The organism is Alteromonas sp. ABV4_515 (assembly GCF_056160345.1).
Window position 1 is genome coordinate 239,980 of sequence record NZ_JBSWWZ010000003.1, and the last position, 12,934, is coordinate 252,913.

The 12,934-nt window shown below is 47.9% G+C and carries 12 protein-coding genes; 2 read left to right on the top strand and 10 right to left on the bottom strand.

Annotated features, from left to right (window positions below; all coding sequences use genetic code 11):
• Positions 1-136: 136 nt before the first annotated feature.
• The 3 genes from lysS to ACXAGX_RS08785 form a co-directional block, all read right to left on the bottom strand.
• Positions 137-1,678, bottom strand: a complete 1,542-nt coding sequence (lysS, locus tag ACXAGX_RS08775) for a lysine--tRNA ligase (RefSeq protein WP_474837785.1) — start codon at positions 1,676-1,678, stop codon at positions 137-139.
• Positions 1,679-1,701: 23 nt separating this feature from the next.
• Positions 1,702-2,800, bottom strand: a protein-coding gene (prfB, locus tag ACXAGX_RS08780; protein WP_474837787.1) for a peptide chain release factor 2 whose coding sequence is annotated in 2 segments (ribosomal slippage) — positions 1,702-2,724 and positions 2,726-2,800 — 1,098 coding nt in all. Because the reading frame shifts where the segments join, the coding sequence is not laid out codon by codon here.
• Between the two features lie 82 nt (positions 2,801-2,882).
• Positions 2,883-3,638, bottom strand: a complete 756-nt coding sequence (locus tag ACXAGX_RS08785) for an SDR family NAD(P)-dependent oxidoreductase (protein ID WP_474837789.1) — start codon at positions 3,636-3,638, stop codon at positions 2,883-2,885.
• A gap of 154 nt (positions 3,639-3,792) precedes the next feature.
• On the opposite strand from ACXAGX_RS08785, the gene ACXAGX_RS08790 reads away from it, so the two are divergent.
• Positions 3,793-4,665 (top strand): LysR family transcriptional regulator, encoded by an 873-nt coding sequence (locus ACXAGX_RS08790; protein WP_474837790.1) that lies wholly within the window; start codon positions 3,793-3,795, stop codon positions 4,663-4,665.
• Here the strand turns inward: ACXAGX_RS08790 and ACXAGX_RS08795 are convergent.
• The 5 genes from ACXAGX_RS08795 to ACXAGX_RS08815 all read right to left on the bottom strand — a co-directional run bounded on the left by ACXAGX_RS08795 (position 4,631) and on the right by ACXAGX_RS08815 (position 10,842).
• A complete protein-coding gene (locus tag ACXAGX_RS08795) occupies positions 4,631-5,581 on the bottom strand; it encodes a rhomboid family intramembrane serine protease (RefSeq protein WP_474837792.1) in 951 nt (316 codons plus the stop codon). The two genes, ACXAGX_RS08790 and ACXAGX_RS08795, sit on opposite strands and share 35 nt — an antisense overlap.
• Positions 5,582-5,644: 63 nt before the next feature.
• Positions 5,645-5,818: a hypothetical protein gene (locus tag ACXAGX_RS08800; RefSeq protein WP_170826625.1), complete on the bottom strand. Its 174-nt coding sequence runs from the start codon at positions 5,816-5,818 to the stop codon at positions 5,645-5,647.
• Positions 5,819-6,296: 478 nt separating this feature from the next.
• The gene (gene argS, locus ACXAGX_RS08805) at positions 6,297-8,027 is read right to left on the bottom strand and encodes an arginine--tRNA ligase (RefSeq protein ID WP_474837795.1); all 1,731 of its coding nucleotides are present in this window, start codon (positions 8,025-8,027) and stop codon (positions 6,297-6,299) included.
• 23 nt (positions 8,028-8,050) lie between these two features.
• Positions 8,051-9,634, bottom strand: a complete 1,584-nt coding sequence (gene prfC / locus ACXAGX_RS08810; RefSeq protein ID WP_474837797.1) for a peptide chain release factor 3 — start codon at positions 9,632-9,634, stop codon at positions 8,051-8,053.
• A gap of 146 nt (positions 9,635-9,780) precedes the next feature.
• A complete protein-coding gene (locus ACXAGX_RS08815) occupies positions 9,781-10,842 on the bottom strand; it encodes an SDR family oxidoreductase (RefSeq protein WP_474837799.1) in 1,062 nt (353 codons plus the stop codon).
• A 122-nt stretch (positions 10,843-10,964) separates the two neighbouring features.
• Here ACXAGX_RS08815 and ACXAGX_RS08820 point away from each other — a divergent pair, with 122 nt between their 5' ends.
• On the top strand, positions 10,965-11,912 hold the full coding sequence (locus ACXAGX_RS08820; RefSeq protein ID WP_474837801.1) for a LysR family transcriptional regulator: 948 nt from the start codon (positions 10,965-10,967) through the stop codon (positions 11,910-11,912).
• Here the strand turns inward: ACXAGX_RS08820 and ACXAGX_RS08825 are convergent.
• Together ACXAGX_RS08825 and ACXAGX_RS08830 are read right to left on the bottom strand one after the other, a co-directional pair.
• Complete coding sequence (locus ACXAGX_RS08825; protein ID WP_474837802.1) at positions 11,881-12,060, bottom strand: hypothetical protein; 180 nt, start codon at positions 12,058-12,060, stop codon at positions 11,881-11,883. The genes ACXAGX_RS08820 and ACXAGX_RS08825 overlap by 32 nt on opposite strands.
• Positions 12,061-12,132: 72 nt before the next feature.
• Positions 12,133-12,885 (bottom strand): hypothetical protein, encoded by a 753-nt coding sequence (locus ACXAGX_RS08830; protein ID WP_474837804.1) that lies wholly within the window; start codon positions 12,883-12,885, stop codon positions 12,133-12,135.
• Positions 12,886-12,934 lie beyond the last annotated feature (49 nt).

Here is a 12,934-nt window from a genome sequence, read left to right on the forward strand (position 1 = left end):
AATGATTTAAACAACAGATTTACAATACTGCTGATACGACAAGGGCATGAAATTCGATTGATTTTATATAGAACGCGCATAAAAAAACGGCAGCGTTTTAACGCTGCCGTTTGGTATTTCGTAAGTAACGCTAGCGTTACTCCTGAACTTCCGGTTTCATGTGCGGGAACAGAATAACGTCTTTAATGGTCGGGCTGTCGGTGAACAACATCGCCAGTCGGTCGATACCGATACCCTGACCCGCTGTTGGCGGTAAACCGTACTCCAGCGCGCGGATGTAGTCTTCGTCGAAGTGCATTGCTTCGTCGTCACCGGCATCTTTTTCTTCAACTTGCTTACGGAGACGGGCTTCTTGATCTTCCGGATCGTTAAGCTCGCTGAAGCCGTTCGCCAATTCACGGCCGCCTACGAAGAATTCGAAACGGTCGGTGATGAACGGGTTGTTGTCGTTACGACGAGCCAGCGGCGATACTTCCCACGGATACTCAGTGATGAAGGTAGGCTGAATAAGTTTCTCTTCTGCCGTCGCTTCAAAGATTTCACACAGGTATTTACCCGCCCCCCAAATGCCATCAACTTCAGGCTCTTTGATATGCAACTGTTTCGCCATGGCTTTCAGTTCATCAAGGTGCGCTTCCGGATCACGGATTGCTGCCTCGTTGGCTTGTGGCCAGTATTTCAGAATGGCTTCACCCATGCTTAAACGGTCGAACGGCTTACCGAAATCGTAATGCGTTTCAGACGTGACTTCGCCTTCGCTGTCACGAGTGGTGTTCACCAGTTCCGTGGTACCCAGAATGTCCTGAGCCAGCTTGCGCAGCATGTCTTCAGTGAGGTTCATCAGGTCGTTGTAGTCAGAGTACGCCATGTAGAATTCCAGCATGGTGAACTCAGGATTGTGACGGGTAGACAAACCTTCGTTACGGAAATTCCGGTTGATTTCGAATACACGTTCGAAGCCACCGACAACCAGACGCTTCAGATATAATTCCGGCGCAATACGCAGGTACATATCAATGTCCAGTGCGTTGTGGTGAGTGACAAAGGGCTTGGCCGTCGCACCGCCCGGAATAACCTGCAGCATCGGCGTTTCCACTTCCATAAAATCACGCTCGGTCAGATACTGGCGAATGCCGTTAATCAGCGCACTGCGGATTTTAAAGTTTTTGCGAGTATGTTCACTGGTGATCAGATCAACATAACGCTGACGGTATTTGGTTTCCTGATCAGCAAGGCCGTGGAATTTCTCTGGTAACGGACGCAATGATTTGGTCAGCAGCTGCCAGTTTTCCATGTTTACATACAAGTCACCTTTACCGGATTTGTGCAGATCACCGGCCACGCCAATGATGTCACCGATATCCAGGCTACCGAATTTCGCTTTGATTTCTTTTTGCGTTTCCTTGTCGGCATAGGCCTGAATACGACCGGTCATGTCCTGCAGCAGCAGAAACGGACCGCGTTTGGCCATGATACGACCGGCCACAGAGACCTTATTGCCCTGCTCTGCCAGTGCTTCTTTTTCCTCTTCACCGAACTGCGCCTGCAGTTCTTCGGCGTAGTTTTCACGACGGAAGTCGTTTGGAAAACCATTCGCGCGGCAGTTTTCACGGATTGACGTGAGCTTGGCACGGCGCTCGGCAATTAATTTGTTTTCATCGTGTTGCTGGTCGGTCATAACCTTTCCACTTTATTACGTATTTACAGGCCGGATTTAAGGCTGGCCTGCAGGAATTTATCTAAGTCACCGTCAAGAACGGCCTGGGTGTTCCGGGTTTCAACACCGGTACGCAAATCTTTAATGCGGGAGTCGTCCAGAACGTAAGAACGGATCTGGCTGCCCCAGCCAATATCGGATTTGTTGTCTTCCAATACCTGCTTCTCGGCATTCTGTTTCTGCAGCTCATATTCATAAAGTTTGGCTTTTAACTGCTTAAACGCCTGGTCTTTATTTTTATGCTGTGAGCGGTCATTCTGACACTGCACCACGATGCCCGTTGGCTCGTGGGTAATACGTACCGCTGAATCGGTTCTGTTAACGTGCTGACCACCGGCACCGGATGCACGGTAGGTATCAATACGTAAATCAGACGGGTCAATATCGATCTCGATGTTGTCATCAATTTCAGGATAGACGAAGGCCGATGAGAATGACGTATGACGACGGTTGCCCGAGTCAAACGGCGACTTACGCACCAGGCGGTGAACACCAGTTTCCGTTCTCAGCCAGCCAAAAGCGTACTCGCCCTCAAAGCGAATCGTTGCACTCTTGATACCCGCGACTTCACCTTCAGATAATTCGATGATCTCGGTCTTGAAGCCCTGTGCCTCGCCCCAGCGCAGATACATACGCAGCAGCATGTTCGCCCAGTCCTGGGCTTCTGTGCCACCGGAACCGGCCTGCAGGTCGATATAGGCGTCGCAGGCATCATTGGGGCCTGCAAACATACGGCGGAATTCCAGCACTTCCAGATCTTTAACCAAAGATTCCAGTTCGGATTTGGCTTCTTCGAAGGTTTCCTCATCCTCAGCTTCAATAGCGAGTTCCAGTAAACCTTCCACATCTTCCGTTCCCTGATCGAGACGCTGAATGGTTTCTACCACCTGCTCCAGCGCAACTTTCTCTTTACCTAACGCCTGAGCACGTTCTGGCTCATTCCATACGTCCGGGCTTTCCAGTTCACGGTTAACTTCTTCTAAACGTTCTGACTTCGTATCGAAGTCAAAGATACCCCCGGAGCGCCGAAGCACGCTCACGAATATCTTCGATAGCATTTCTTACAGGATTAACTTCAAACATAGTTTGTCATTTCACTCATAAATCAAGACCGCGCAGTCTACCGAATTTGGGGGTATTTTAATAGTGGAACAGCCTCAGATTTTTACAGGAACATCCCGCCGGAGGCCTCGATTCGCTGACCCGTCATCCAGTTTGCGTCGCTGGTAAGCAGACTGGCCACCAGCTGACCAATATCTTCGGCTTCACCAACCCGGCCTTTTGCTGTCACGCTGCTGACAAACTGGTTCATTTGCGGGTTATCACGCACCGCACCGCCATTAAAATCGGTAGCGATGGCACCCGGCGCAAGGGTATTTACACTGATCCCCCGCTCACCTAATTCTTTAGCCATATATCGCGTCATCACTTCCACAGCCCCTTTCATCATGGCGTAAGCACTCGCTCCCGGTACGCTGAATCGTGCCAGACCAGAAGACAAATTCACAATGTGTCCGTTGTCTGCTATCTCGCTAAGCAGGCTTTGGGTGAGAAAATACGGTGCTTTCACATGCAATTGATACAGAAAATCCATGTCTTCCATGGTGGTATCAGCAATACTTTTGTGTAAGCCCGTTCCGGCATTGTTTATCAGGAAATCCAGCGACTGCTCGTTAAAGTTATCTCTGAGTAGCGTCTTTATTCGTGCGGCGAATTCACTGTAAGCACTAAAATCTGTCGCTTCGAATTGCAGTGCGATTGCATTGCTCCCAAATTGTTTAACTTCATCCACAACTGCTAGCGCTGCGTCTTCATTGCTGGCATAGGTGAAAATACTGTCGACCCCTTTTTTGGCCAGCGCCAACACCATACTGCGCCCGAGACCGCGGCTTCCACCGGTGATTAAAGCAATTTTACTCATTATCGTTTCCTCAAAACTTATGCCATGAAAAGCATGGCAATGTTGCCAATTAGAGAAGCTTAACGGTGAGGGTAAGTTTGAAAAACCAGAAAAATAACGACACACTGTTCACTTTATATGAACAGATAAAGGCAATATGGATAAAATTGAGTGCATGCGACGGTTCATCAAAGTTGCAGAAAGCGGGAATTTTTCTACCGCCGCTGATCAACTTGGGGTACCGAAGTCGGCGGTTTCCATGTCGGTGAGTAAGTTAGAAACCCACTTGCGCACCCGACTTTTTCATCGCAGTACCCGGCGCGTGACTCTCACTGAATCAGGTAGTCGATACTTGCCTGAATGTCAGCGAATTCTCGCTGAGCTCGATGTACTGGAAAGCCAGTTTCAAGATGACAGCGGCCAGCTCAGTGGTGACATCATTGTTGATATGCCGGGAAGGTTATATGCGTCTATGGTGGCCCCACGTCTACATGAATGGTTCGACACTCATCCCAAAACCCGTATTCGTCTGAAAGGCGCAGATTATCGTATCGACCCTATTTCAGAGCGCGTAGACTGCGTGATCCGCGCAGGTACATTGGAAGACAGCGAACTTATTGCAAAGCCCCTCGGTGATTTTACGGTGGTAAATTGCGTTAGTCCGTCTTATATAGAACGCTTCGGTAAACCCGAGACCCTTGCCGACTTACAAGATCACTTTCTGGTAGATTACGGGTTTTCTCTGCAATCCACATCGGCGACCTTTGAGTACTTGAAAGACGGCCGCAATATTGAAATTGCGATGAAAAGCTTGGTATCGGTAGCAACCACCGACGCCTACCTCACTTCTTGCCTCAACGGCCTCGGCATGATCCAGGTACCTCTGCATGGCGTGAAAGCACACCTAGCCGATGGCTCACTGGTAAGCATACTGGAAGATTTCACCAGCGCACCGCTCCCCTTGTCGATTGTGTATCCTTCCAAACAGCATATGCCAAAGCGGGTTCGGGAATTTATTGATTGGGTCGGTGGGGTTTTGAAGAATTAAGAAGAGCAATGGTAATGCCAAAGAGAAAGCCGCTGATATGCGCAGTATGGCTCGAATCATCAGTAAGCAAAGCAAGCGAAACCTCGCTCAATACCATGATAGCAAAAAGTATTAATGCCGTACTTTTCGCGTTCTGCCGTAGGTGAGCAATGACAGAATATCCAAGTAACGCGAAGACACCTCCAGAGATACCTAATAAACAATCAAACGATGAATCAGAAGCTAGATGACAAAAATACGTTATGCAATGTGAAGTGACGGCGCCGAGAATCAGTATCAATCCGGTTTTAAAAAGCTTTGTTTTAGGAATCGTGGATGCAAACAATATTGCCAATAGGGTGTTCAAAATCCAGTGTTGCAAGTCACCATGGAGAAAGGAACCAGTGATAAAACGCCATGAGGAGAAGATGTTTATTTCTGGATAATAATTACCAACAGAGATTATTAAAGATTCTAGGCTTCCATAATAAACCTCGAGCAACCATTGAATCGAATACATAACACACATTAGTAGCGCTAATGGCGGACCATGCAACTCAGAAGTACTTTTGAAGTTAAATAAAAATTCGATTTTCTGTCGGCAATTATCAATACTCCTTACTGATAAAATTCCATCACATACCGAAAACAATAGAAGTAAGGAAAATACGACTATGAGCGCCTGATTGTTTTCGACGGGCTTGAAAGCCAGCAATAAAATCACAGACAGCAAGCAAAAGACTATCGCCATCAAATTTGCTTTTACTTTCTTACAGTAGGAAGAATAAAAAATACGACCGAGTGCACTATGATGTGTTGGTAGTACATATTGGTTTTTGTCGCTTATAAGCCACCCATCTATAGGACGCCAATTTTTTATGAATGTATCCAAATCATGAATTTTTACTGGTATCCCTCCATTTTTCTTGATTTTCATTCCAATCAATATCCCTGTTTTAGTAAATACTACGGAGAAAATCCGTAGTATTTACTATTTTCATTAATCATCCATTAAATAAACGCATGCGAGGACAGCACCAGTAGCAATTAGACCTACTCCGGTCATGCCCACAGCAAAAGCTGCACCTGCTATTGCAGCTTCGGCAATTGCACCGCGCTCTGCACTTAATCCACCGCTTACTTGCTCTACTTCGTTGATATTTAATTCTTGCATAACTAGTTCCTTTAGTTGTTTAAAAATAGATAGTTCTGAAAGCTAAACTTCTTTAACAATAAAAGAAGTCGTATTTAATATTAGAGATTTTAAAGACGGTGAAAACTGTCCGTAAAGTCTGTTTTTAGATAAAAATTGGAGTGAAACACAAGAAAAGGGGTGAGCAATAATTACGCGAATGGATTTCAATCTGAAACCGTCTGCCGCAGGGAAGCTAATGCGAATAGAGCACAGTTGCTATTGCTGAGCCAGCAGGTGGGTAAGGTGTTGGGGAGCGAGGACCGTCAGCCGCAAGGATGCGTCGCCGAGCTTTGTCGATGGGCGTGAGCGATAAGCGTACGAAGTGATTTCAATCTGAAACCGTCTGCCGCAGGGAAGCGGCAGCCGAGGCCCCATGGATGGGTTTACGCCGTGTTTCAGATTGAAATCGCGTAGTGCGCTTCAAGCGCTCACGCCTCTCTGAAACATCGGCTAGAAATTACATTTTCTCGAGGGTTTCAATACCCAGCAGGCTCAGGCCCTGCTCCAGGGTTTTCGCAACCAATGCAGCCAACTCGAGTCTGCTATTACGAACGTCTTCTTCAATGCCGTCTTTGAGAATTGGGCAGGCTTCGTAGAAGCTCATAAACGCACTTGCTACGTCGTACAGGTAAGTACACAGCACGTGCGGAGTTGCTTCACGAGAAACTACGCCAATCACTTCTTCAAATTGCAGCAGCAATACTGCCAAGGCGTGCTCCTGTTTCTCGGTGAAGCGCATCGCGCCGGTTAAATCCTTTGGAGAAATACCTGACTTACGGAAGATACTCTGCACACGGGTATAAGCATATTGCAGATACGGCGCCGTGTTACCTTCAAAGCTCAGCATGGTGTCCCAGTTGAACACGTAGTCTGTCGTCCGATTTTTGCTCAGATCAGCGTATTTAACGGCACCAATACCGACTTTGTCCGCCACTTCTTTCAGTTCCGCTTCAGACAAATCAGTATCACGCTCAGAAATCAACTTACCGGCACGCTCAACCGCTTCGTCCAGCAGTTCCACCAGCTTAACAGTGCCGCCAGTACGGGTCTTGAACGGCTTGCCATCGCTGCCCAGCATCATACCGAATGGGCAATGCTCGTAGGTTTGCTCGTCACTGATGAAGCCTGCTTTGCGGGCCACAATTTCAGTTTGTTTAAAGTGCAGTGCCTGACGGGCATCAGTCAGAATAAGCGTGCGGTCTGCCTGTAGCTTGCCACAACGATAGCGGATAGCTGCCAGGTCAGTTGTGGAATAAAGATAACCACCACCGGATTTTTGCACAATGTATACCGCTGGCTTACCTTCTTTATCGGCCAGTTCAGACAGGAACGCTACCTGCGCGCCCTGATCTTCTACCACGATACCTTTTTCTTTAAGGTCAGCAACCACGTTTGCCAGATCGTCGTTATAAGCCGACTCACCCATGATGTCTTCGCGGGTCAGGCTCACATTCAACTTGTCGTACACTTCTTCGCTGTGCTTAATCGAAATATCGATAAACTGATCCCACAGCTTGAGACATTGCTCATCACCGCCCTGCAAGCGCACCACGTATTCACGGGCACGGTCAGCAAAACCTTCTTCTTCGTCAAAGCGCACTTTTGCTTCACGGTAAAAGTCTTCCAAATCAGACAGCGCGGTTTCCGCCATCTGGTTTTCCAGTTTGTCAGACAGGTGCGCCAGCAACATACCGAACTGCGTGCCCCAGTCGCCCATGTGGTTCTGACGAATCACTTTGTGGCCCAGGAATTCCAGTACTTTCACCACGGCATCGCCAATGATGGTGGTACGCAGGTGACCCACGTGCATTTCTTTGGCGAGGTTTGGCGAAGAATAATCCACCACAATGGTCTGTTCTGCGTCTTTCGCAACACCAATACGCGGGTCGTTCAATGCCTGTTCGCACTGGTTTGCCAGCCAGGCATCGCTCAGGTGAACGTTAATAAAACCCGGACCCGCCACTTCCAGCTTGCTGGCAACATCATCAAGATTCACCAGCTCAACAATTTTCTCTGCGATATCGCGTGGCTTCTGACGTAACTGTTTTGCGAGTGCCATGGCACCGTTAAACTGGTATTCACCGAACTCAGGACGTGAACTGCGTGCCACTGGCACGGGTGCGTTTTCTGCACCTAATTTATCTAACGCTTCGGAGAAACGGCTGACAAGTAAAGCATGTATATTCATAGTTCTCGATCTTTTGTCCGGTCTTAGTGTTCGCGGGTTTCTTTAAATTCAATATCAGGGTAACGCTCTTTCGCGAGCTGCAGATTCACCATAGTCGGCGCGATATAAGTGAGGTTGTCACCACCATCCAGCGCCAGATTCTGCTCAGCTTTACGGCGGAACTCGTCCAGTTTTTTGTCACTGTCGCTGTAAACCCAGCGCGCAGTATTCACACTGATATGCTCGTAAATAGCATCAACGTTGTACTCAGCTTTAAGACGGGCTACAACCACGTCAAACTGTAGCACACCTACCGCGCCGACAATCAGGTCGTTGTTGATCAGCGGACGGAACACCTGCACAGCCCCTTCTTCGGAAAGCTGGATCAGGCCTTTTAGCAGTTGCTTCTGTTTCAGCGGATCTTTCAGGCGAATACGCTTGAACAGTTCCGGCGCAAAATTAGGAATACCGGTGAAGCGGAACTTCTCACCTGAAGTGAACGTGTCACCTATCCGGATTGTGCCATGGTTGTGTAAACCGATAATATCACCGGCATAAGCCTCTTCCAGCAACTCACGGTCACCGGCCAGGAACGTCAGCGCATCTGAAATACGGATATCTTTGTTAATACGGGAATGATGCATTTTCATGCCTTTCTCATATTTACCCGATACGATTCGACAGAACGCCACACGGTCACGATGCTTCGGATCCATATTGGCCTGAATTTTAAACACAAAGCCGGTGAAAGCCTGGTTATCTGCTTCAATCTTGCCTTCTTCGGTTTCCCGGCCCTGCGGGGTTGGCGCCCACTCAACCAATCCGTCGAGCATGTGATCCACGCCGAAGTTACCTAAAGCAGTACCGAAGAAAACCGGCGTGAGCTCGCCTTCAAGAAACAGTTCCTGATCGAACTCGTTAGACGCGCCCTGAACCAGTTCCAGCTCGTCTTTCAGGGTCTCTAGCAGGCCGCCGCCGATAGCCGCTTCCAGTTCCGGATTATCCAGTCCTTTAATGATGCGAACATCCTGAATCATGTGACCGAGACCGGATTTATACAAAATGACTTCATCACGGTGCAGGTGATAAACACCTTTAAATTCCTTTCCGCAGCCGATTGGCCAGGTTACCGGCGCGCACATGATTTTCAGCTCAGTTTCTACCTCGTCCAGCAACTCAAGCGGGTCACGGATATCGCGGTCGAGCTTGTTCATGAAGGTGATAATGGGCGTGTCACGCAGACGGGTAACTTCCATCAGCTTACGGGTGCGATCCTCAACACCTTTCGCCGCATCGATTACCATCAAGCAGGAATCCACGGCAGTGAGCGTTCGATAAGTGTCTTCAGAGAAATCTTCGTGTCCCGGGGTATCCAGCAGGTTTACCAGGTTTTCGCGATACGGAAACTGCATTACCGAGGTGGTAACCGAGATCCCCCGCTCCTTCTCCATTTCCATCCAGTCTGACTTGGCGTGCTGACCGGATTTTTTACCTTTTACGGTACCGGCTTTTTGCAACGCTTGTCCGAACAAAAGCACTTTTTCGGTGATGGTGGTTTTACCCGCATCCGGGTGACTGATAATCGCAAACGTACGGCGTTTGCTGATTTCGCTGGTTAGATTACTCATGAATATTCTGATCTGTCACTGTGTGAGGGTGGACGCGGGCTCAGAGCTTAGAAAGGGCGTCACCTGTAATTTCAAAAATTGGCGCGCATGATACCAGAAATCACAGAAATTGCCGCCCTTTTTCCCGTCCCTGCGAACAAGTCAGTTTATTCTGGAATCACCTTCTCTGCCCGCAGTCGTGCAAATAAGTCAAAGAAAGCGGCACGGGTTTCTTTATAATCGGTGAAACCGAAATCCCGTGATTTAGTCATATCGTTCACGCATTCCTGCTCACGTCCCAAATCAGCATCGCTATGCCACCAGGAAACCAGATTAGTCACATCATCTTCAACCAAGTCGTGTTTAGCCGCGATATCCTGCCACACCGATTCGCAACCTTTCATCTGTTGCTCCAGCGGCTGTGGCGTTTCAGGGCAATCAGCCACATCCACACCAAAGAACGTCCCGACTTCCCGCCACATACGGCGCCAGCGAAAAGTGTCTCCGTTTACTGTATTAAACGCCTGATTAGCAGCACCCGGCATGGTCGCCGCCCATTCAATCTGGCGAGCTAGCAAATTAGCATCGGTCATGTCTGTCAGTGCATTCCACTGCGTTTTAGATCCTGGAAAAACCATCGGCTTACCGGTTGCTTTACAGATAGAAGCGTAAACCGCCAGGGTCACGCCCATGTTCATGGCATTACCACGGGAATAACCAATCACTGTGTGCGGTCTGTGTACATTCCAACTAAAATTGCCCCGCTCTGCAGCCTCGAACAACACATCTTCTAAAGCATAATAAAAATTGTCACCCGGTACCCGAGGTTCACTTTCACGGAACGGCGTTTCAATACGTCCACTTCCATAAGCATGAAATGACCCTAGATATTGCTTTGTACCGGTAACCAGAGACGCATGTTTAAGCCTGTCGGTATTGAGCGCCTTGAACATATTGCGCATCATCGCGCTATTCGACTCAATGTTTTCTTTTTCTGTATCACGACGGACCCAGGTACAATAAAAAACATGAGTGATCGGTAAATCCGCCAATGCTTCGGACGTAGCTTTCTCATTCAGTAAATCTGCTGCGACGGAAATAACACCGCTTTGTTCAACTCCTTTTCGTGATAAGCCATAAACACTCCAGCCATTTGCCGCTAACCAAGCAGCTAGGTTACCGCCCGTCAGGCCGGTTGCTCCCACCACTAATGCTGTACCTTTTTGCATATTGCTCTCCTATACAGTGAAACAAAGCCGTTGTAATCGGCGTAGGATTCAAAGGGTAAAAGCGGTTTGATGTTGCTACAATCGCATTATCTGCAAATCTTTATTGCACAGAAAGCAACTACATGAATATCAATAATATAGATTTAAATGCTCTGCGGGTTTTTGATCGCGTGGCTGCCACTGGCAGTTTTACGGCAGCCGCACGGCATTTTCGCTGTGCGGTTTCATCTGTATCACGTCAAATCAGTGCCCTTGAAAGTTCACTCGGTCAACCTTTACTCTATCGTCACACACGGGCAGTGGCGTTAACGGAAGCGGGATGGCGTTACTATGAGGAAATTCGCGGTATTCTGGAGCAGCTAGACCTTGCAACGGAAGCACTGGCAAATCCAGCTCCAGAGCCTGCAGGGGTGCTACGAATTAATGCTCCGGTCGCATTTGGCCAGCGGCAGATAGTCCCTTTACTGAATCAGTTTCAGCGACAATGCCCAGGGATCACAGCAGAACTGCTATTGCGCGATCAGGTGGTCGACCCTATACGTGGCGGTCACGATATCACTTTTCGTGTTGGCGATTTGGCTGACTCTTCACTCATTAGCCGCCGATTGGCTAATATGAATTACGTAGTGGCAGCCTCCCCAGACTATGTCTCGCAGTGCGGAGCGCCTCTGTCACCAGAACAACTCGACCAACATAACTGTCTTATCTATCAGGGGGAACTCGGTCGTCAGCGCTGGTTTTTTCAGGCAAGAGATGCAAATCAATCAACGCCGATTGATGTAACAGGCAACTTTTACAGTAATGATCCGGAAAGTTTGGTGAAAGCCGCACTGTTGGGACAAGGGCTCGTGCTTTTCCCAACCTGGCTTATTTCTGAAGAACTGTCTGAAGGGTCCCTGATCCCATTGTTGCAGGACTGGCGCTCAGAAGTATCCGACGGGCAAAGAGCGCTGTATGTACTTACTCCCCAACGACGGCTTGGCGTACCGAAAGTGAGCGCCTTTATAGACTTTATTTTTGAAAAGGTGACACCATTACCTAACTGGGATTGTTGGAAGAATCACGCTTAGACTTGTCATACTCCACTAAGGTTTCCAACGCAGCACCGGGATCCTCTTCACCCGCGACAGGATCAAACTCGTCCTCGTCGTGCTGAAAATCATCTTCTTCCAGTGTAATTTCCCGTTCATGACTATTATCTTGCTTCGATTTTACCATCACGTTCACCATCAAAATTATCTGACGCTTGTATTAACCTATACGCAACAAGAGAATTTTGGATGAGGTTGATTAAAGAGAAAGCTGAATTTCTGTTACATCGGAAGCAGATGCTATCCAAAGGGTATTTTCAAATTTATCAAAAAACGTTAAATGCCATTTATCCACATTTCCCAGAAACCGTTTTGGCGTGATAGGAATAACATGCTCCTTTTCGCCATTTAAGCTGTAAATCTCAAATTTAAATGGCTTGCTTCTTGTTTTAACCATAAGGCAGGAATTGTCAGAAGCGAAACTACCTCTACCGACAGAAGTCGATGAGATGATTTGAACAGTCCCATTTTTCAACTCGCAAAGTTCAGCATAATTGTCGGGATGATCGGCTTTTCTGTCTGCGATTGCACAGCGATGAAAGATGGTTTTATCATCAATATAAGTTACAGAACACTGAAGATGGCAACATGGGTGGGACTTCTTTAATGAAAAAATGAAGGGGGAGAAAATGCCCGAGTCTGATCTAAGCGATAATGTTGTCATGTAACTCGCATGGAACCTAAAAAAGTAATGCTCCAATGGAACTAACAGTTGATTGTCACTCAATCTGGAAGCCCGACCTAGCGGCCCCGTCGTTCTTCCAGCGTAATCCTTGGGAAGTGGCTTTTCAATCAGGTATTCTGAAAACCTGTCGTTGGAAAAATCATATTCAACAATGCAGGTGTCAAAAATACAACCAAACCCGGTTTCCGTTTTATACAACGCGCCTCGTTGGTCGTCTCGTGTCTGAGGAATTTCATAAGACAATTGTCTGACATTGCCTTCGTTCAAGACTAGAAACTTTCCTGGCTTTTCTAGATGCGAGCCCAAAAGAATGCAC